Here is an 18,552-nt window from a genome sequence, read left to right as displayed (position 1 = left end):
TACACGCTACCTCTTCAATGGAGTTGGAATGAAAAAGCTGATTACCCTGCTGCTTTTTTTCGTCGCGATGCCTTCTTGGGCCGAGCGTCAATTTGATATTGAAGTGATCATCTTTAAACGTGCTGTCAACCCAGAAATGACTGCGGAATCTTGGCCGAATAACCCGCCAGAGATCAGTCTTGAGCGCGCGGGCAAATTTTCTGATGCCAGTTACAGAGCCAGTAAGCAGGTCACGTTACTGCCTTACTCACAGTATGAACTTGGTGAGCAAGTGCAAAAGCTGAAACGTCACGCGGGCTTTGATGTACTGATGCACACCGCTTGGCGTCAAGGCGACCAAGGCCGTTTCGGTGCGCCGGTGTTTCACATTCAAGCAGGAAAAGATTACTCCAATCAGTTTAATGTGGATGGCTCACCTGCGGGCAGTAATGCCACCTCCAGTGTCATTGATGGAGTAACCGAAGAGAGCATTCCAGCGCCGCTGTTTGAACTCGACGGTACATTTCAAGTGTATGTTGAGCATTACCTTTACGCCGATGTCGAGCTTGATTTAAAAGCGCCAAGCGTACGTGAAGTGGTTCTTGATGCACCGATCCAAACCAACGTTGCCACACAAGATGCCACACAAGAAGCCACACAAGATAGTATGCAAGATAATGCGGTGGTCCAAGCCGGCTTGATGGAAGACATCACGCCAACCGTCGAAACCCAGGCTTTCTTGAAGTCTTACCGTTTCGACCAAAAGCGCCGCATGCGCAGTACCGAAACACACTACTTAGATCACCCTCTCATGGGCGTGATTATCCAAGTTCGCCGCGTCGCGCAGTAATCTTGTCAGCCCTCCTCGCGAGGGCTGTTGTTTATGTCACCCGATTACCAAATCATCACCCCGAACCTGCGACTTGGCTTGATTGACGCTGAGCATGCTGAGGTGTTTCAACATCTGATTGTGCACTCTGCCAGCCTGCACCAATGGATTGACTGGTGCCACCCCGAGTTCTCCCTAGAGGACGCAGAAGCCTTCTTGTTGCAAACCCGACTCAACTGGGTGAAATCTCAAGCCTACGGTTTTGGCGTGTTCCAACGCGCAACCGGTGCTTTGGTGGGCATGGTCGCCATCAATGAGCTCTACCACACCTTCAACATGGCGAGTATCGGTTATTGGATAGCCGATGAGTTCCAAGGCAAAGGCATCGGCCAAGAAGCGCTCAATGCGCTGGTGGAGTTCTGCTTTGCCCAACTCAAACTGACCCGTGTCGAAATCGTCTGCGACCCAGACAACCTCCCCAGTCAACACCTCGCCATTAAATGCGGCGCAACACTGGAAGCTCGGTCGAAAAATCGCTTTGTCTTCCAAGGCCAGCCTAAAGAGGGGTTGGTGTTTTCAATGATTCCAGGTTGAGTTTAACCTCATCATAAAAGCAGTTAATTACTGATTAGCCAATAACTTACGCCAAATTCGTGTCAGGCGTCAGACTCTTTGTCCTAGGTTGAGCCATAAACTGTGGCATGATTACTCCCTTTATCTATGAAAGGAAATCTAAGAATGGAATCGATATTTTCGTTTAAATCTATGCTCACTCCAAAGCTAGTCACCGGACTTTACTGGTTGCTGCTTCTCATTGCGATTATCTCTGGCATTGGAACCATGTTTAGTGGATACGGCGGTGTGACCTTTCAAACCTTTATGCTGGGATTGCTAACGATGGTTGGTGGGGCGATTGGCGCTCGCATTTGGTGTGAATTGATGATTGTTATCTTCAAGATCAACGAAAATTTGCAGGCACTAAAAGAGGCAAAAGACGAATCAAACGTCTAACACTGATTCGTTGAGTTCAAAACCGTATAAGAGAAGAGCGCCAATCGGCGCTCTTCTTGTTTTGATCAATGAAGCTTAAGGTTGGGTCTCAACACGCGGTTGATGCGGCCCATGAGGATGATGAGCGCGGTTTTGAACATCCCGTGTAGTGCCATTTGGTGTAGGCGGTAGAGCGAAATGTAAACTACGCGAGCGATACGGCCTTCCACCATCATTGAGCCTTTGGTTAGGTTGCCCATTAGGCTACCAACGGTCGAGAAGCGGCTGAGAGAGACCAGTGAACCTTTGTCTTTGTAGACATAAGGCTTGAGCTCTCGGCCGTTCATCTTCGCCACAATATTGGAAAACGCACAGCTTGCCATTTGGTGTGCAGCCTGGGCACGAGGTGGCACAAACGAGCCGTCTTCTTGCGTGCATTGCGCGAGATCGCCAATCACGAAAATGTCATCGTCACGCGTCGTTTGCAAGGTGCTTTTCACCACCAATTGGTTGATGCGGTTAGTCTCTAAGCCTGCAATGTCTTTAATGAAATCTGGCGCTTTGATACCCGCAGCCCAAACCATGATTTGCGCTGGGATTTTGTCGCCCTCTTTGGTCACTAGGCCATCTTTTTCCGCTTTGGTCACCATAGTCGCGGTGCGCACGTTGACGCCAAGCTTAGTCAACTCTTGATGGGCAGCACTTGAAATGCGTGGCGGTAGAGCCGGAAGAATACGCTCACCCGCTTCAACAAGGTTGACGTTGAGCTTGCTTGAGTCCAAGTCACCAAAACCATAAGTGCGCAACTCTTTCACTGCATTGTGCAGCTCAGCAGAAAGTTCAACACCGGTTGCACCTGCACCTACGATCGCGATATCCACGGTGCCTTGACCATTTTTCGCGTGCAGCTTTAAGAATTCATTGTTCATTTCGGTGCGGAAACGGTGCGCTTGCTCTGGGCTATCGAGGAAGATGCAGTTGTCACGCACGCCCGGCGTGTTAAAGTCATTGGAGGTAGAACCAATGGCCATCACCAGAAGATCGTACTCAAGCTCACGCGTTGGCATCAGCAGTTCGCCATGCTCATCTTTCAGCTCGTGCAGTGTGATCACTTTACGCTCGCGGTCAATGTCTTTGAGCGCACCCATTTGGAAATCAAAGTGGTGATTTTTGGCGTGCGCACGGTAGCTTAGCGCGTCCACACCTTCATCCAGTGAACCTGTCGCAACTTCATGCAGCAAGGGTTTCCACAAGTGGCTTGCCTTACGGTCAACCAAGGTGACTTGCGCACGGCCTTTACGGCCCAATGTACGACCCAGTTTGGTAGCAAGCTCCAGGCCGCCTGCACCACCGCCTACAACGATAATTCGTGTCACAATAACGTTCCTCTAAATATAAATAATCATGATTCGAGCCGATTACTCAGCTCGAGAAAATTCTCTCTTGCCATGCGGTTACTCACCCTAACCGGTGCGTGATTCGCACTCTGGCATGACGTTTTCGGATATGAGGCTTGTTATTGGCGTTCAATAGCGGGCATTTTTGCCGCTCAACTCGTTTTTTGGGGCAAGTTTTTTACTTGCTCTCAATTTTTTTTGATATTTATCAAAAAATTTATAGTGAAGTCATTATATAGGGCAAAATCCGCCACGCAACAGGAGAATGTGATTATCTCACTTAACTTTGTAGGGATTAATGACAAGTGGTGACAAACAGAGCGACAGGCATAAACCCTGTCGCTCTTGATGGTTAAGTGCTCGCGATGATTAGCGTTGTTTGAACGCTTTCATCGTCTGAAGGTGTTGAGAGATCTTTTTGAATTTGTGGCTCTGGGTGTCGTCCCAAATGATTTCGTAATACGGCGCTAACGCCTCGGCGGTTTGACTGTTGTCGTGAATTTCATCCTCTTTAGAGAGGATCACCAAACACTGGCCCGCATTTTTACTGCGAAACTCTGACACACATTTGGTCGCAATGTCTTCATACTCTTCAGGGCGGTCGATCCGGCCCTGCATGGTGCGCTCAGGATGAAGATTAGGATTAAACATCACCTGCTTGATGCCACACAAAAATCCAATACGCTCTGACCAATAGGCACCAAGACCCACACCGCAGATCAGTGGAGAGGTATCCTCCGACTGTTCAATCACTTTGTGCACTTCTTTGAGTAGATGCTGCATATCGTGTTTCGGGTGCAATGTGCTGTAGTTAATGAAACGAACATCGTCATCAATAAACTGCAACTGTAAGACTTTTTCGTGGTTACCTGGGCTTGTGGAGTCAAAGCCATGCAAATAAATAATCATTCTAATTCCCTCGAACCTAATACTTCCAACTCTACCACGACCAAATCTACCAGAAATAGTAGGGTTAAATTTTACTTTATCGTTGCAAAACCACTAAACAGTGATCTTAGCTACAAAATAAGCCTTCAAGCCGGGTCGCCTCGGTCAAATATTGCTCTTCCCCCCACAACTGGTAAGCGAGAAGATACCAAAGCATGGCCATCATTTTTGCTCTGGGCTGCCAAGCCATGACGCCTTCGACCCAATCATCAATACCTTCTACCCCTCGTTTTTGACAGTAACGAAAAACCGCGTCTTGAGGGTCGTGCTGACACACGTCGATACTGAGTGTCAGATCCAGCCTAGGATCAGCGATGCATGCGTATTCCCAATCGATCACCGTGATGCCTTGCGTGGTGCGTACCATGTTGTACCCAGCCAAATCAAAATGACACAGTACATGGCCGACATCCGCCAAACTGGGCGCACGGCGCCACGTTTCGTACACACCACGAATCGAGTCCGATTTGAGCGTGTCGTCAATCAATATCCAGTAATGATCAACCCGGGCCGTATAGTTAAACGGCGCGACGGGAATACGTTGTGTGTTGGCTTGATGAACGCTCACCATGGTATCGAGCAGATCATCAAACGACAGGCCGTCTCTCAGCGGAATACCCTCGATCCAATCCACCAATAGCCCTTGTTCGCAAATGTAATGCGGCTTAGGTGCGATGGGATTGTGTTCGAGTGCAGAGAGGATTTGATACTCTTGAAAGCGCGAAATGGAAAACGCTTTGGTGATGGGCGTATTCGGGCGCCATACGTAGGCGCCGCGATTAGTGACCACTTTCCAACAACGGTTGGTCAGCCCGCCTGTCAACGTTTGAGCGTATTGGGCGGGCTCAGGGAAGAACGGATTGAGCGCAGTCAAAGAGCGATCAAGTTGACACGCTTCATGCCAAGACATCCTGGCCATAGATCACCTCTTCCCTTGTCATTACATACCTAGAAAGCTTTTTGACTCTTGTTTGCGGATCTCAGTCTCGTCTGCCCACTCAATCAAACCCGTTTCCAGATCCATCAGGCGCATGGTCATTTTGTAGTAGACGTCTTTATCACTACCGGCATTTTTGGCGATGCTCGATAGGTTACCGTACAACATGTATTGCGCCCCAACCATTTTACCGAACTGGATGGCGGTACTTTGGTTAACGAGTTCGTCGTTGTTTTGGAAGTTCAACTGTTCACGCACCGATTCCACGCGATCCATATCCACAAAGCGGAATTTACCTGAGTTGAGCATCTTAGTGCTGATGGTATCGGTAATGGATTCAGTATCGATGTGCTCACTGGTTTTGTTTTTGATGCGCTCAACAAAAACAATAGGGCGCGCATCACGCGTGATGGCCGCCACCGAGCCTGACATCATCATGCTATCGACCATTTCACCGGCAATTTTTTGCAAGTCAGTGGAACCAAAATCAATCGTGGTGGTTTCAACCGCTTGCGCGTCACCATAACTCACTTTGTTCGAACAACCGCCGAGAATCACAGCCAAGCCAAGTAATGCTATTACACTTTTCTTCATTTCTTGGTTCCTCATAAACCTTGAATTGTCATTAATTTATTGATTATTTTCACGAATTTGTAAACGGAAATGTTTGCCATTCGGGTTCACCGACACCTCAGACAAGGCCACCGTTTCCGTCCCGCGTAAGATGGATTGACGCCAAGGGCTAAGCTTAGTGTTGACCTCCAAGCCATTGTCGTCATACCAATAAAAGCGATACAGTACATTGAGGTCACCTTTCGACTGGTTGGTCATGCGCACAACCCCACGTGCATGCCCTTCTACCTCTGTTGTGGCGATGTCTTCAATTTTTAGATTGCCGGCTAAGACGTTATCGCCAAAGAGCACTTTGTGTGTCTCTCCATCGATTCTAAGACCTGCTGTGTTGTCTGCGCATCCGATCAGCGCCGTGGCCGCGAGGGCCGCTATAAGCCATTTTTTCATCGTATACTTCCTAGTTGTTTATGCCATATTGTAGCATTCTCTCCCTGACGAGATATCCACACCAGTGCGGTGCGCCCCGCCGCGACATCAAACGGGTAGTCTTGGTTATTCACCCGAATAATCTGCGTTCCGGGCTCGACCACACGGCTGCTGCTCGCAACATGACCCGGTAACGTTAACCAACTGCGGGTATCGGGTTGCTCGGTGAGCGTGTTCCAAATATTAAATACGAGATTGCCGACGTCATCGCCTTGTGTGGCCTCTTTTCGCAATTGATCTTTTGCCCAAACCCGCAATGCTTGACGGATCACCATCGCAGTAATACGTTCCGATAAATCACGTTGGGCCATCGCATTGACATCGGTCAAGCGCGATTCCTTGAGCGGCGCTTGATTCAATGTAAGCGGTGTAAATCGCTCTGGCGAAGCAGGCGGGTAATATGGCAGAGCGATAGTATAGAAGGCCACATTGTTGCGACTGTCATACAAAGGCAAAGATTGCTTCCAACCTTGCAACGCCGTCACTATGCCTTGTTCATCGAGCACGATGACGCGCGCTTTGTCGCTCTCTAACAAACTGGCTTTACCGTATCGCTGCTCTAATTTAATCAGGTCTTCTTTCATGCTAAGGCTCGTCGCAACGCGCATGGTGCCATCTATGATTTGCTGATTGTCTGGCGCCACCGCGAGCGCGCGTCGATAGTCCACATAGGCGGCATTGAGGTCATTGTCTGCTTCATAAAGCAGTGCCGACAGATACAACAAATAGGCATTTTGCACCGCCGCCAAGGTTTTTCCGGCATCAGGGTAGTTCGACAGCACGCTGCCTAAATTGGGAGATAAGCCCTGCGCTTGCATATTGCTTTGCGCTTTCGCTAACTCTTTTTCACGCTCTTGCTTGGCACGCTCTTGGACTTGATTGGCGCGTCGCATCTCAATCAACGCCCCTTCCAGTTGGTTTTGCTGTAGATAATTGAGACCAAGATAGAGGTGAAGAAAGCCCAACTCATAATCTGCGGGCTGATATTCGTTGAGATTGTCGTTCACCGCGAGTGAACTAACGCTAGTCAGAGTTTCACTGACCGACACCGTGGCTCTATCTTGCTGAGCGCGAACGGCTTGGTCACTCAACTCAAACGCCGCTTTACTATCGCTGTAGGTTTGATTGAGAAAGTGCACGCGCCCCTTTTCAAGGTTATCGAGAATATCGCCCGCCACAGAGTCAGGCAGCGCTTCTTGTGCGCGCTGATAATCCCCTCGCTGCACCGCTTGGTACACATCAGCATTTTGTGCGCTGTAATGACTAAACAGATTGCCAGCCGACATATTGGCACACGCCGTGATAACAAGGGTACTGGCGAGTAATGCACAACGTTGAATGTGGATGGTGAGTTGATTCGTAAAACGCACTCCAAGCCTCAAATCAGAATTTCAGATACCGATCTCACCGACATAAATATCAGTGAGACCTGCTCTCTGACACAAAGCGACGCAAAAAGTTCGCTTTGTGTCATGACTGTATCGCGTCGATTAACCCATCAACATCGGGCCAAGTGGACGGCCGCCGACTAAGTGCATGTGAATGTGGTAGACCTCTTGGCCACCGTGCGCGTTACAGTTAACGATCAGGCGGTAACCCTCTTCATCAATCCCCTCTTCTTTGGCCAACTTGCGAGCCACAGTAAATAGGCGCCCCATGACCGCTTCATCGGCCTCTGTGACATCGTTCACCGTTGGGATAAGAGTATTAGGAATGATCAAAATATGGCTCGGCGCGCGAGGGTTGATATCACGAAACGCGGTAACCAAATCATCTTGATAAACCACATCGGCCGGGATCTCTTTACGAATGATTTTACTGAAAATGGTTTCTTCAGCCATGAAACTCTCCAGAAGGTATCGTTGAATTTTCAATGCCATCGAGTATGCGTCAAGCAAATCGAGATCACAATAAAAACAGTGTTCACATCATGTTGTGAGCATTTTATTGATACACATTTTCATTTTTGTATTGTGCGTCATAAAATGTGTGTCTCACTCTCCATACAATCAAACTCTTTTTGCTATTTATAGCGTTATAGTTTGAATTTTTGCCATAGTTAGGGAGAGATCTATGAAAGGCTCAGTGATAAGAAGAATGTACGCTGGCTTTGCACTGATCATTGTGATGTTCATCGTATCCACCATGATGACGTTGAACGGAATGCAGCAAATCCAATCCAATTTCGAGAGTGTCTCCAACACCTCACTACCTCTTGTTTCCAAAGCCAACGAAACCAGTGTCTCTCTGCTTTCTGCGGATAAGCTTTTCAAAGATTTTCTGACCACTCAGAGCTTTGAGCGCATGGAACAAATCGAAAGCCAATTCGATCAAGCACGTGTTGAATATAATCAAACCTTAGCTGCCCTTGAAAAGGCCAGTGCAAGCAAGCCAGAATTGGTCGCCAGCATGGCGGATCTTAAAGAGAAAGAGAGCAGTTACTTCGGAGAAGCCAAGCAAGCGATGGAAAACTATCGCTCGATGTTTGAATCTCAAGCGCAAGTACAACAATCTTCTCGCCGTTTCCAACGCTTGCACTCTGAGTTAAGTGTCGGGATGAAAGAGTACGTCGATGACCAAAGCAGCATTTCCGTCAAAGTGATGGCGAAAAGCTACTTCATTAAGCTGAAAGACGCCGAAGTGATCACCTCTGACGCGCTCGCAAGTTCAGACACTGCGTTCGTAGCAGAAGCCGTTGCGAAAAACAAAAAAGCCGTAACGCACTTGAACTACGCCTACAACGGCCTATCCAATCAAATGCCTGAGTTGAAAAAAGCCTTTGATGAGTCGGTCAAGCAGTTCACGCTCGACATCGGTCAAAAAGGCGGTGTCCTTGATCAACACAGCAATTACCTTGTGGCAAAAGACGCGCTCTACGCCAACATTGCGAGCCTGACTGAGCAAGTGGATGCGACCATGGCGCTGCTGGCTACCTACAGCGAAGCGGCCCAAGCGGGTCTCAATGCCTCACTGGTTGAAGCAGAGCAAGTCTACAATCAAGGCAAGATTCGTTCACTGTTGATTGGTGCCATCGTGATTGCACTGGCATTGGGCATCGGTTACCACATCGCCCACAGTGTCCGCGAGCCACTCACGCGTATTCTTAGCACCTTGGAATACCTCACCAAAGGCGACATGACACACCGTATCGAAATCCGTTACAACAATGAGTTCAGCCGCGTCAGCGGTCACATCAACTCGTTGGCGGACAACCTGCACAATATCTTGGTGAAGCTCAATGATGCCTCGGATAACTTAACCAATACCGCTCGCACCAACCAAGAGACCTCTTCTCAAGCGCAATCGCAGCTTAATCAGCAGCGTGAACAAACGGCCAACGTCGCCACCGCGATGACTGAAATGGCCCACTCCGTTCAGGAAGTGGCCCAAAGTGCGCAAAGCTCGCAGAAGATGGTTGAGCAAGTGGAGTCGGCGTCGGAATCTGGTCGTCAAATCATGGGCACTAACATCACCACCATCAATCAGCTTGAGACACGTCTAACGGAATCCGTTGATGCGGTCAAAGATCTGCAAACCATGAGTAGCCAGATTGGCAGTATTTTGGATGTGATTCGCAACATTGCTGAGCAAACCAACTTACTTGCGCTCAACGCGGCGATTGAAGCTGCGCGCGCGGGCGACCAAGGCCGAGGCTTTGCGGTGGTGGCGGACGAGGTTCGCGTGCTTGCGCAGCGCACTACTGAATCCACCAGCGAAATTGAAAACATGATCAGTAACTTGCAATCGAGTTCTGCTTCAGCCAACCAAGTCATTCAAAGCTGCATGGACGATATGGAGCTGTCGGTTGAACAAGCGTCCAACGCCAACAGTGCAATGGAAGAAATTCAGGGCTTGATCATGGAGATCAGCCAGATGAGTGGACACATTTCTCAAGCCGCAGCAGAGCAAAGTGAAACCACCTCAGACATTGCAAGAAACATTGAAGAGATTAACCTTATCGCCGACACCAGCTATCAGGCGATGGCGCAAATCGCTCAAACCAGTCATGACTTAAGTCAGCTTGCTGGTCAGCAAGGCGAACTGGTGCATCGATTCAAGCTGTAACGTAAAGATACGGTAAATTATTGACAGAGGGCGACCAATTATAACGGTTGCCCTTGTTTTTTCGGCAGATTGTCATTATATCGTGATTAGGCCTCACCCTTTTACTCTCCTTTTTGTGGGCCTGACATGAGGAATAACTATGACAGTTCATGTTGGCATCATCGACCAAGACCCGATTCGCTTGGTCACCCCCCTATTAGATAACCGCAGCATCAGTAACCACATCGTCTTTATTGGCGTCAATGCCCAGCGCACCCTATTCGACAGACTGAGTCGTGTCTTGGCTAAGCGTGAGATTCACTCAGAGTTCTATGAAATTCCTGACGTTACTAATCCTTCTGAGATAAAGAACATCGTTGCGGAACTGGCAGAGCGCCTTAAGCAAAGTGGTGAAGATGTGCGCCTTAACGCCAGTTGTGGTCTGCGTCATCGACTCCTGTCGATTTACGAAGTGTTTCGCACCTTTCATTGGCCAATTTTTGTGGTTGAGCCCAACAGTGATCGCGTCTGCTGGCTCTACCCTGATGGCGTAGAAGACACGCAGCTGCAGGATTGGATCACCATTGACGATTACCTTACGGTATTTGGCGCGCGCGGCGAATTTAGCCAACAAACGTTGCCTCCTCAGTTGGACCAAAAACTCTATGAGTTGGGTGAGCGTTGGGCGAGTAACGCCTTAGAACTTGGCCCAGGCCTTGCGACACTCAATTATCTCGCCACGACATGCCGCAAAGAACAGATCCTCAGTGTAGAGTTGTCGGAGAAGCAGCAAGGCTATCGTGAGCTCAAGATGCTGATCGATGATTTGGTGGATGCCGACATCGCGACGTATGAGAACGGTGTGCTTACCTTTGCCAATGAAGATGCAAGACGCTTCTCCAACGGGGAGTGGCTGGAAACCCTAGTCCACAGCACGGTGCGCCAGATTCAACACAGCATGCCAACGATTCAAGATCACTCACTTAATGTGCAGGTGTATCGTGAGCTCGGTGAGCGTGAAGTGCGCAATGAGCTGGATGTCGCCTGCGTGGTCAACAACAAGCTCCATATCATTGAGTGTAAGACCAAAGGTATGCGTGATGATGGCGATGACACCTTATACAAACTCGAATCGTTAAGAGATTTGCTCGGCGGCTTACAGGCACGCGCCATGCTCGTCAGCTTCAGACCACTGCGCTACAACGACATCACTCGAGCAGAAGATTTGGGTCTCGCGTTAATCGGCCCTGATGAGCTCAAGGACTTGAAAACCCATCTTACGACATGGTTTCAAGCCGCTGGAGGCATTGACGGACTCGACCTTAAGACAGGAGCAAACAGCCCTGCGGCTCGTTAAGCAGGGTTCTTGATACCAATGACACAAAAGCCGCGATGACAATCGCGGCTTTTGGCTTACTTAAGGTCGGCAGCGAGATTAGCTGTCGTCTTCGGTAAAATTGGTCGGTAGGGTTTGCTTCATCTGATTCCAGATCTGCGCGCTCTCCATCCCGTAATGACGCACAACCACCAAAATTTGTTCGCGGTTGCCCGTTTCGCATACCTCCAACAAATCACGGTAGAACTTGAGCGCTAAACCACGCGCCTGAGCACTTGAGAAGTAGTAGCTACCCACACGATCGTAAAGCTTCTTCAATCCATTAAAGATCAAGCCGTAAATCTGGTTACCTGAGTGGAAAGCGAGACGCTGGAAAAGCATGTAATCGTAGTAATTAAACGTTTTCGCAATCAACGTCGCTTGGCGTTTCTGCTCATCTTTTTCACCATCGTCTTTCACGTGTTGCAGAATCTTGTCTGAATACGGCGAGGAGGCAATAAAAGCATCCCAAGAGTCGGCCGCGAGCAAGGCTTCACAAGAGTCGATCACATTGTGAATGGTACGCTCTGAACTCTCTTTGTTTACTTTGAACGCATAGCGCATGAAGATAGGTGAGATGTTTGTACGTGCCGCAAGCAAATCTTCTACGATAGAGGTTGCGTTTTCAGCATCGAGCGTCATCAATGTATCAAGAATGTGTAACCCGGACGTTTCCATAAACTGGTTTACTTTAGTCGGCTTACCATGCTGAATGGTTAACCAACCATCACGAGCCAATCTTTGTAATACCTCACGCAACGTCGTACGTGTTACACCAATGAGTTCAGAGAGCTCTCGTTCGGCTGGGAGAATCGAACCCGGAGGGAAGCGCCCTTTCCAAATACTTTCGATAATGTATTTCTCTGCAAATCCTGCGGGACTCTTTGCCTTGATGACCATTAATTACTGTTCCAATTTTATATTTATCTGGGTCGAATGGAACTCATCATACCACTAGTTTTTGCCTAGCGAAAACAAACCACCAGTAAACATGGCATGGATGTCATATAGAGCATTAACTCTAATTTGTTTTGGCGGTTTTAAGTGGTGTGGGGATTGTCAAAACCAATAAATTTTAACTTTACCTAACCTCACTTTCTCTGAGGCCTTATGAGTACTGCATTAATCACACAATATGAGTTTTTATTTTTGAAACTAACATTGTTATTTTGATGCAATATAATCCCATATTGTTGCTTATCAATTCAACTAAATGGCTAACTGCCATCAATTGCTGATTTTCACAACTATTATGCAAGCGTTACGTAACTTTGATCGCGTTTTTGAATAAAAGTGGACGGATACATTTATCAGATATCACTTAATCATTGACTAACAAGTTATCAACGGTAGAGTGGCGACCGAAGTAAGGAGTGCTTGTCTTTCTCAGGGAGTGACTTGGCAAGACCACATATTGATACTCAGGATGTTGTTTTTCTAAGTCGCTGTTGATTTGGCGTTACACGGCTGGACTATCTGCGCATGAGCCATCTGCGCATGACCCGCTGCGACGCTTACATTGAATTCGGGCACGTCTGTGTTAATTCAGTACAACAATAAAGAGTATTAATGTCATGCCGATGTCACTCGGAAACGCCTTCATCAAGAACTTTCTTGGTAAGGCACCGGATTGGTACAAAGTTGCCATCATAGCCTTCCTCATCATCAACCCGCTTGTGTTCTTTTTCATCGATCCTTTTGTCGCAGGCTGGTTGTTGGTCGCAGAGTTTATTTTCACCCTTGCGATGGCACTGAAGTGTTACCCGCTGCAACCCGGTGGTTTATTGGCCATTGAAGCCATCGCCATTGGCATGACCAGTGCGGATCAAGTCAAGCATGAGCTTGTCGCGAATATCGAAGTGTTGCTACTGCTGGTCTTTATGGTCGCAGGTATCTACTTCATGAAGCAGCTTTTGCTGTTTATCTTTACCAAAATTCTGCTCGGTATTCAGTCTAAAAGCATGTTATCGCTGGCGTTCTGTTTTGCCGCAGCGTTCTTATCTGCTTTCTTAGATGCATTAACGGTGATCGCTGTTGTCATCAGTGTCGCAGTTGGCTTCTACGCGATCTACCACAAAGTTGCCTCCGGTCAGGGAGGTCACGCGACCCATGACCATACGTCAGATGATCATCTTAACGATCTGACGCGTGATGACTTAGAGAACTACCGCGCCTTCTTGCGTTCGCTGCTCATGCACGCAGGGGTGGGTACGGCACTCGGTGGCGTGATGACCATGGTGGGTGAGCCGCAAAACTTGATCATTGCTGATCAGGCTGGCTGGCAGTTTGGTGAGTTCATTGTTCGCATGTTACCCGTTACTCTACCCGTATTGATTTGTGGTCTCGCAACGTGTGTGCTCGTCGAAAAAATGAAAGTCTTCGGCTATGGCGCCCGCCTGCCTGACACGGTGCGTCAGATTCTGGTTGATTACGACAACGAAGAGCGTAAAAAGCGCACCAAACAAGATGTGGCCAAGCTTTGGGTTCAGGGTGTTATCGCGGTATGGCTGATTGTCGGCCTTGCGCTCCACCTCGCGGCAGTCGGCCTCATCGGCTTGTCTGTCATCATTCTGGCTACTGCGTTTACGGGCGTGATTGAAGAGCACTCGCTAGGTAAAGCCTTCGAAGAGGCCCTGCCCTTTACCGCGCTTTTGACGGTGTTCTTCTCAATTGTTGCTGTCATCATCGACCAAGAGCTATTCAAGCCAGTGATTGATGCGGTATTGCACGTCGAAGATAAAGGCACCCAATTGGCGCTCTTCTATGTCGCCAATGGACTGCTTTCGATGGTATCTGATAACGTATTCGTCGGCACGGTCTACATTACCGAGGTTAGTACGGCGTTGATGGAAGGCGTGATCAATCGTGACCAGTTTGACCTGCTCGCAGTAGCGATCAATACGGGCACCAACTTGCCATCGGTTGCCACCCCGAACGGTCAAGCTGCCTTCTTGTTCTTGTTGACCTCAACGCTGGCACCTTTGATTCGTTTGTCCTACGGTCGCATGGTTATCATGGCACTGCCTTACACGATAGTGCTGGCTTTAGTTGGCTTTGCCGGTATTGTCTTCCTGCTTGAACCAATGACCGCGTGGTTCTATGAAGCAGGCTGGATCACGCATCACTCAGCAGAAATCATGCATGCGGTGACCAAAGGTCACTAATCGGCATCACGTTTGAATAATTTTTTATTGCGATAGAAACTTTTACACGCTAAAAAGCTCTGATTAGTCAGAGCTTTTTTCTTTTCTTTGTTAGGGATATTTCATTACTTATGCTTTCTTCGATTAAACAGTTTTCTCAGGGACGATTTGCTTGGCTACTGCTGTTTGGCTTGATTGTCGCGCTAGAGTTGTGTGCACTGCTCTTCCAGCACGGAATGGGCTTGGCGCCGTGTGTGATGTGTATTTATGAGCGCATCGCCATGCTTGGCGTCGCGGCCGCAGCGCTGATTGGTGCCATCAATCCACGTGTTGCTGTATTGCGTTGGTTAGGGCTCGCAGCGTGGGGCGGCAGTGCTTATAAAGGACTCATGCTGTCACTAGAACACGTGGATTACCAGTTTAACCCTTCGCCGTTCTACACCTGTGATCTGTTTGTTCAATTCCCTGACTGGGCACCGCTCAATCAATGGGCGCCTTGGATGTTTGAAGCTTATGGGGATTGCAGCAAAATCGTATGGCAGTTTTTGACGCTCTCCATGCCACAGTGGCTCGTGGTTATCTTTGCTGCAAACCTGCTCGCGCTTGGTGTCATTGTTCTCTCTCAATTTGCCAAAGATAAATAACACCCATCACTCACTCTGAGTACACGATTAAAAAAATGGCTTCCAAACGGAAGCCATTTTTTATGAGTCGTCTTTGCCGGCGCGACGCTGACTATGCCTCGAGAAACAATATGCAAAGTTACCAAATGTAAAGTAACAATATGTAAAGTGACCCTATGTAAAGTAACAACGCATATTACCTGCTATCAGTTCATCTCTCGACCCGGCTCTGGCGCCAAGACCTCTCGGTTACCGTTGTGACCTGGCGCGCTGACAATACCTTGAGCCTCAAGCTGCTCGACAATTCGCGCCGCACGGTTGTAACCGATTTTAAATCGGCGCTGAACGCCAGAGACTGAACCACGACGAGATTGCACTACGTGCTCGACCACTTGATCAAACAGAGGGTCCATCTCTTCATCACCTTCGGGTTTCTCGCCCGGTAGCAACGCTTCTGGCCCTTGGTCTCCGTTAGTGATCTCATCAATATAGTTTGGCTTGCCGCGTGCCTTCCAGTTGTTGACCACCGCATGCACATCATCATCTGAAGCAAATGCCCCATGGACGCGAATGGTGTGACTCGATCCGGAAGGAAGATACAACATATCACCCATACCCAGCAGTGACTCTGCACCACCTTGATCGAGAATGGTTCGAGAGTCCGTTTTGGTTGAAACGGTAAATGCAACCCGCGTAGGAATGTTCGCTTTGATCAAACCGGTAATAACGTCTACTGAAGGTCGCTGCGTCGCCAAAATGAGGTGGATACCCGCGGCGCGCGCTTTTTGTGCTAAACGCGCGATCAACTCTTCGACTTTCTTCCCGACCACCATCATCAGATCGGCAAATTCATCCACGATCACTACAATATAAGGCAGCTTTTCGAGCAGCGGTGGATGCTCATCCATACTGTCACCCGGTTGCCAGAGCGGATCGTGGATTGGGTGGCCCGCATCTGCGGCCATTTTCAGCTTGTCGTTGAATCCTTTGATGTTCCTAACGCCCAGTGCAGACATCAGCTTGTAACGCCGCTCCATCTCGCCAACACACCAACGCAATGCATTGGACGCATCCTTCATGTCGGTCACCACTTCAGACAACAAGTGAGGAATCCCTTCATACACCGACAGCTCAAGCATTTTCGGGTCAATCATGATAAAGCGGACATCTTCTGGGGTCGCTTTATAGAGGATACTCAAAATCATGACGTTCACCCCGACCGATTTACCTGAGCCTGTGGTACCCGCCACCAGCACGTGAGGCATTTTCGACAGATCCGCCACCACGGCTTCGCCCGCAATATCTTGACCAAGGACGACGGTCGTCGGTGATTTGGCATTGACGAACGCTTGGCTGCCGACCACGTCGGAGAAATAGACCGTCTGGCGGCTCATATTCGGCAGTTCAAGGCCAACATAAGGCTTACCAGGGATCACCTCCACCACACGCACCGCCATCGCTGAGAGTGAGCGTGCTAAGTCCATCGATAAGCTTGAGATGCGGCTTACTTTCACCCCTGGTGCCAAATCCAATTCAAAACGAGTAATCACTGGTCCTGGGAATATATCCACCACCGATGCGGTGATTTTATAGTCCGCTAACTTAGATTCCACCAGACGAGCTATCTCCTCTAACGCATCGCGGTCAATAAAGTTTTCTCGCTTCTCTGGGTGGTATAAGAGCTCGAGCGTTGGCATAGGCTCGGTCGGTTTCGGTAAGTTTTGATCTTGCTGAACCAAAAACGGGTTCTGAGACGCGACCACTTTGGCTTGCGCTTCCGCTACCAAGTTTTGCAGCGCGGCCGCATCTTCGTCTTGTGCTACATCGACGTCGCCCTCGTCATCATCTGTTGAGCCGCCCTGTTCATCAATAAACGCGACGGGTTCCTGTGGCGTAAAGCTTGGCTCAGGGTTGTCTTCGACCACATCAAAACTGGAGATACGAGGTTGCTCATCCTCTTCAATATCAGGGAGTGGCGAATCATCACGATCGTGGAAAACAGGCTCATCTTGCCAAGGCGGAGTAAGCTCTTGCTCGCGCTCTTGCGACTGCAACTCGCTGGACGCTTGAGTCAAAATCGGTTCAGGGGCGTAATCGTTGGCACTATTGGCCGCCGCATCGAGCTCCTCTATAGTGGCACCAAGCTGCTTAACACGCAGGTTACTCTGCTCGTCATCCTCTTGCTCGTCGTAGTGATAAAGCGGCGTCTCTGGCGCAGAGGTGGACGCTTGAGTGGCACTATTGTCCGGCATATGAATATTGTAGCGACGTGTCGCGGACTGAGGAGATACTGCCTCGCTGACTGGCTCCTCACGCTCTGAATCCGCTTGGATGGCAGGCGACGTGTTCATACCTTCTCGCGACTTATGCTCTAATGAGTCAGATTGCGTCGCATCCGGTTCGGTCAAGGTCGGCGCAAACACCTGATCCTTCTCACCGCGCAGCTTATTGATCACCCAAGTGATGGCACCAATCGCCTGCTCGCCAATCCAATCCACGATCGTTAGCCAAGAAATCCCGGTCAACAGCGTAAAACCCGCGCCCCACAAAAACAGCAGCACTAGCGTGGTGCCTAGCACGTTGAGTGTCGGCAGAGCGAGACTGGTCAGCACATCACCGATAACGCCGCCCGATGAAAAGTACCAGATATCGTCGAAGTTGATGTCGGCAAGACCGCAACTGGTGAGAATCAATATAGTTAAGCCGAGTAAGCGTGTGCCCCAAAGCATAAAATCGAGCGGCTCATCTTCGCCTCGTTTACGAAACAGAACCCAGGCGGTCAGTGCGATGACCACTGGAATAGTGTACGCCAGTGAGCCAAACGTAAAAAACAGTGTGTCCGCGAGCCAAGCCCCGACAATACCACCGGCATTTTCAATCTCCATACCCCAGGCGGTTTGCGACCATGATGGATCGGCCGCGCTGAAGGTCAGCAGAGCAACAGACAGTAAAATAGCGGCGAGGAAAACCACGATTAGGCTGCATTCTTGTAAACGCTCGGAACCGGAAAGGCGCGTCTTTTGACGATGGTCCCCAGTGTCGACGATGGTTTCGACTTTGTTTTTGGTTTCTCGGAACATAACCACTCTAACATACTGAAAAAAATAGCCCGAACAGCCAAGCTGCACGGACTATTGATTTAACCACATCGGCCTACAAAACCCAATTATGAAAAGTCAGAATATCGAAAGGGATTCTCACTTTGTCTCGCCTTCGCCCTGCATAGTC

The 18,552-nt window shown here is 49.1% G+C and carries 16 protein-coding genes; 7 read left to right on the top strand and 9 right to left on the bottom strand.

Annotated elements, in window-relative coordinates:
• The first annotated feature begins 28 nt into the window (after positions 1–28).
• From AC6R03_RS05060 to AC6R03_RS05050, 3 genes are all read left to right on the top strand, one after another.
• Positions 29–829, top strand: coding sequence for a peptidoglycan binding protein CsiV (locus tag AC6R03_RS05060; RefSeq protein WP_500630285.1), 801 nt, complete (start codon positions 29–31; stop codon positions 827–829).
• A 33-nt stretch (positions 830–862) separates the two neighbouring features.
• Complete coding sequence (locus tag AC6R03_RS05055; protein WP_500630286.1) at positions 863–1,402, top strand: GNAT family N-acetyltransferase; 540 nt, start codon at positions 863–865, stop codon at positions 1,400–1,402.
• 144 nt (positions 1,403–1,546) lie between these two features.
• Positions 1,547–1,819, top strand: coding sequence for a DUF4282 domain-containing protein (locus tag AC6R03_RS05050; protein ID WP_500630287.1), 273 nt, complete (start codon positions 1,547–1,549; stop codon positions 1,817–1,819).
• Positions 1,820–1,884: 65 nt separating this feature from the next.
• Here the strand turns inward: AC6R03_RS05050 and AC6R03_RS05045 are convergent, their stop codons facing one another.
• From AC6R03_RS05045 to hinT, 7 genes are all read right to left on the bottom strand, one after another.
• Positions 1,885–3,174, bottom strand: coding sequence for an NAD(P)/FAD-dependent oxidoreductase (locus AC6R03_RS05045; protein WP_334552508.1), 1,290 nt, complete (start codon positions 3,172–3,174; stop codon positions 1,885–1,887).
• 390 nt (positions 3,175–3,564) lie between these two features.
• Positions 3,565–4,104, bottom strand: a complete 540-nt coding sequence (gene ycfP, locus AC6R03_RS05040) for an alpha/beta hydrolase YcfP (protein WP_500626121.1) — start codon at positions 4,102–4,104, stop codon at positions 3,565–3,567.
• A 106-nt stretch (positions 4,105–4,210) separates the two neighbouring features.
• Positions 4,211–5,062 (bottom strand): phosphotransferase, encoded by an 852-nt coding sequence (locus AC6R03_RS05035; protein ID WP_500630288.1) that lies wholly within the window; start codon positions 5,060–5,062, stop codon positions 4,211–4,213.
• Positions 5,063–5,083: 21 nt separating this feature from the next.
• Positions 5,084–5,674, bottom strand: a complete 591-nt coding sequence (gene lpoB, locus AC6R03_RS05030) for a penicillin-binding protein activator LpoB (RefSeq protein ID WP_334552511.1) — start codon at positions 5,672–5,674, stop codon at positions 5,084–5,086.
• Between the two features lie 36 nt (positions 5,675–5,710).
• A complete protein-coding gene (locus AC6R03_RS05025; RefSeq protein WP_334552512.1) occupies positions 5,711–6,100 on the bottom strand; it encodes a YcfL family putative periplasmic lipoprotein in 390 nt (129 codons plus the stop codon).
• Complete coding sequence (locus AC6R03_RS05020) at positions 6,097–7,425, bottom strand: COG3014 family protein (protein WP_500630362.1); 1,329 nt, start codon at positions 7,423–7,425, stop codon at positions 6,097–6,099. Before AC6R03_RS05020 ends, AC6R03_RS05025 begins: the two co-directional genes overlap by 4 nt.
• A gap of 204 nt (positions 7,426–7,629) precedes the next feature.
• Positions 7,630–7,980, bottom strand: a complete 351-nt coding sequence (gene hinT / locus AC6R03_RS05015; RefSeq protein ID WP_500626119.1) for a purine nucleoside phosphoramidase — start codon at positions 7,978–7,980, stop codon at positions 7,630–7,632.
• 232 nt (positions 7,981–8,212) lie between these two features.
• Here hinT and AC6R03_RS05010 point away from each other — a divergent pair, with 232 nt between their 5' ends.
• Together AC6R03_RS05010 and AC6R03_RS05005 are read left to right on the top strand one after the other, a co-directional pair.
• On the top strand, positions 8,213–10,204 hold the full coding sequence (locus tag AC6R03_RS05010; protein WP_500626118.1) for a HAMP domain-containing methyl-accepting chemotaxis protein: 1,992 nt from the start codon (positions 8,213–8,215) through the stop codon (positions 10,202–10,204).
• Between the two features lie 139 nt (positions 10,205–10,343).
• Entirely contained in the window at positions 10,344–11,540 is a 1,197-nt protein-coding gene (locus AC6R03_RS05005) for a DUF1887 family protein (RefSeq protein WP_500630289.1), read from the top strand.
• 78 nt (positions 11,541–11,618) lie between these two features.
• Here AC6R03_RS05005 and fadR read toward each other — a convergent pair whose 3' ends face one another.
• Positions 11,619–12,458, bottom strand: coding sequence for a fatty acid metabolism transcriptional regulator FadR (gene fadR, locus AC6R03_RS05000; RefSeq protein WP_334552516.1), 840 nt, complete (start codon positions 12,456–12,458; stop codon positions 11,619–11,621).
• Positions 12,459–13,132: 674 nt separating this feature from the next.
• Between fadR and nhaB the strand changes: the two genes are divergently transcribed.
• The gene (gene nhaB / locus AC6R03_RS04995) at positions 13,133–14,722 is read left to right on the top strand and encodes a Na(+)/H(+) antiporter NhaB (protein WP_500630290.1); all 1,590 of its coding nucleotides are present in this window, start codon (positions 13,133–13,135) and stop codon (positions 14,720–14,722) included.
• Between the two features lie 110 nt (positions 14,723–14,832).
• The gene (dsbB, locus tag AC6R03_RS04990; protein ID WP_500630291.1) at positions 14,833–15,345 is read left to right on the top strand and encodes a disulfide bond formation protein DsbB; all 513 of its coding nucleotides are present in this window, start codon (positions 14,833–14,835) and stop codon (positions 15,343–15,345) included.
• 185 nt (positions 15,346–15,530) lie between these two features.
• Here the strand turns inward: dsbB and AC6R03_RS04985 are convergent, their stop codons facing one another.
• On the bottom strand, positions 15,531–18,404 hold the full coding sequence (locus AC6R03_RS04985; protein WP_500630292.1) for a DNA translocase FtsK: 2,874 nt from the start codon (positions 18,402–18,404) through the stop codon (positions 15,531–15,533).
• Positions 18,405–18,552 lie beyond the last annotated feature (148 nt).

The organism is Vibrio sp. R10-SG-ISO4, from assembly GCF_059834135.1.
Note: the sequence above shows the minus strand (reverse complement) of the source record. Positions and strands in the feature narration are given on the sequence as shown.

What these genes read in the sequence shown, in the direction of transcription:
- AC6R03_RS05010 (WP_500626118.1), top strand. Translation starts at nt 8,213, where the DNA reads ATGAAAGGCTCAGTGATAAGAAGAATGTACGCTGGCTTTGCACTGATC.
- AC6R03_RS05035 (WP_500630288.1), bottom strand. Translation starts at nt 5,062, where the DNA reads ATGGCCAGGATGTCTTGGCATGAAGCGTGTCAACTTGATCGCTCTTTG.
- AC6R03_RS05020 (WP_500630362.1), bottom strand. Translation starts at nt 7,425, where the DNA reads ATGTCGGCTGGCAATCTGTTTAGTCATTACAGCGCACAAAATGCTGAT.
- AC6R03_RS05050 (WP_500630287.1), top strand. Translation starts at nt 1,547, where the DNA reads ATGGAATCGATATTTTCGTTTAAATCTATGCTCACTCCAAAGCTAGTC.
- dsbB (WP_500630291.1), top strand. Translation starts at nt 14,833, where the DNA reads ATGCTTTCTTCGATTAAACAGTTTTCTCAGGGACGATTTGCTTGGCTA.
- AC6R03_RS04985 (WP_500630292.1), bottom strand. Translation starts at nt 18,404, where the DNA reads ATGTTCCGAGAAACCAAAAACAAAGTCGAAACCATCGTCGACACTGGG.
- AC6R03_RS05055 (WP_500630286.1), top strand. Translation starts at nt 863, where the DNA reads ATGTCACCCGATTACCAAATCATCACCCCGAACCTGCGACTTGGCTTG.
- lpoB (WP_334552511.1), bottom strand. Translation starts at nt 5,674, where the DNA reads ATGAAGAAAAGTGTAATAGCATTACTTGGCTTGGCTGTGATTCTCGGC.
- nhaB (WP_500630290.1), top strand. Translation starts at nt 13,133, where the DNA reads ATGCCGATGTCACTCGGAAACGCCTTCATCAAGAACTTTCTTGGTAAG.
- AC6R03_RS05060 (WP_500630285.1), top strand. Translation starts at nt 29, where the DNA reads ATGAAAAAGCTGATTACCCTGCTGCTTTTTTTCGTCGCGATGCCTTCT.
- AC6R03_RS05025 (WP_334552512.1), bottom strand. Translation starts at nt 6,100, where the DNA reads ATGAAAAAATGGCTTATAGCGGCCCTCGCGGCCACGGCGCTGATCGGA.
- ycfP (WP_500626121.1), bottom strand. Translation starts at nt 4,104, where the DNA reads ATGATTATTTATTTGCATGGCTTTGACTCCACAAGCCCAGGTAACCAC.
- hinT (WP_500626119.1), bottom strand. Translation starts at nt 7,980, where the DNA reads ATGGCTGAAGAAACCATTTTCAGTAAAATCATTCGTAAAGAGATCCCG.
- AC6R03_RS05005 (WP_500630289.1), top strand. Translation starts at nt 10,344, where the DNA reads ATGACAGTTCATGTTGGCATCATCGACCAAGACCCGATTCGCTTGGTC.
- fadR (WP_334552516.1), bottom strand. Translation starts at nt 12,458, where the DNA reads ATGGTCATCAAGGCAAAGAGTCCCGCAGGATTTGCAGAGAAATACATT.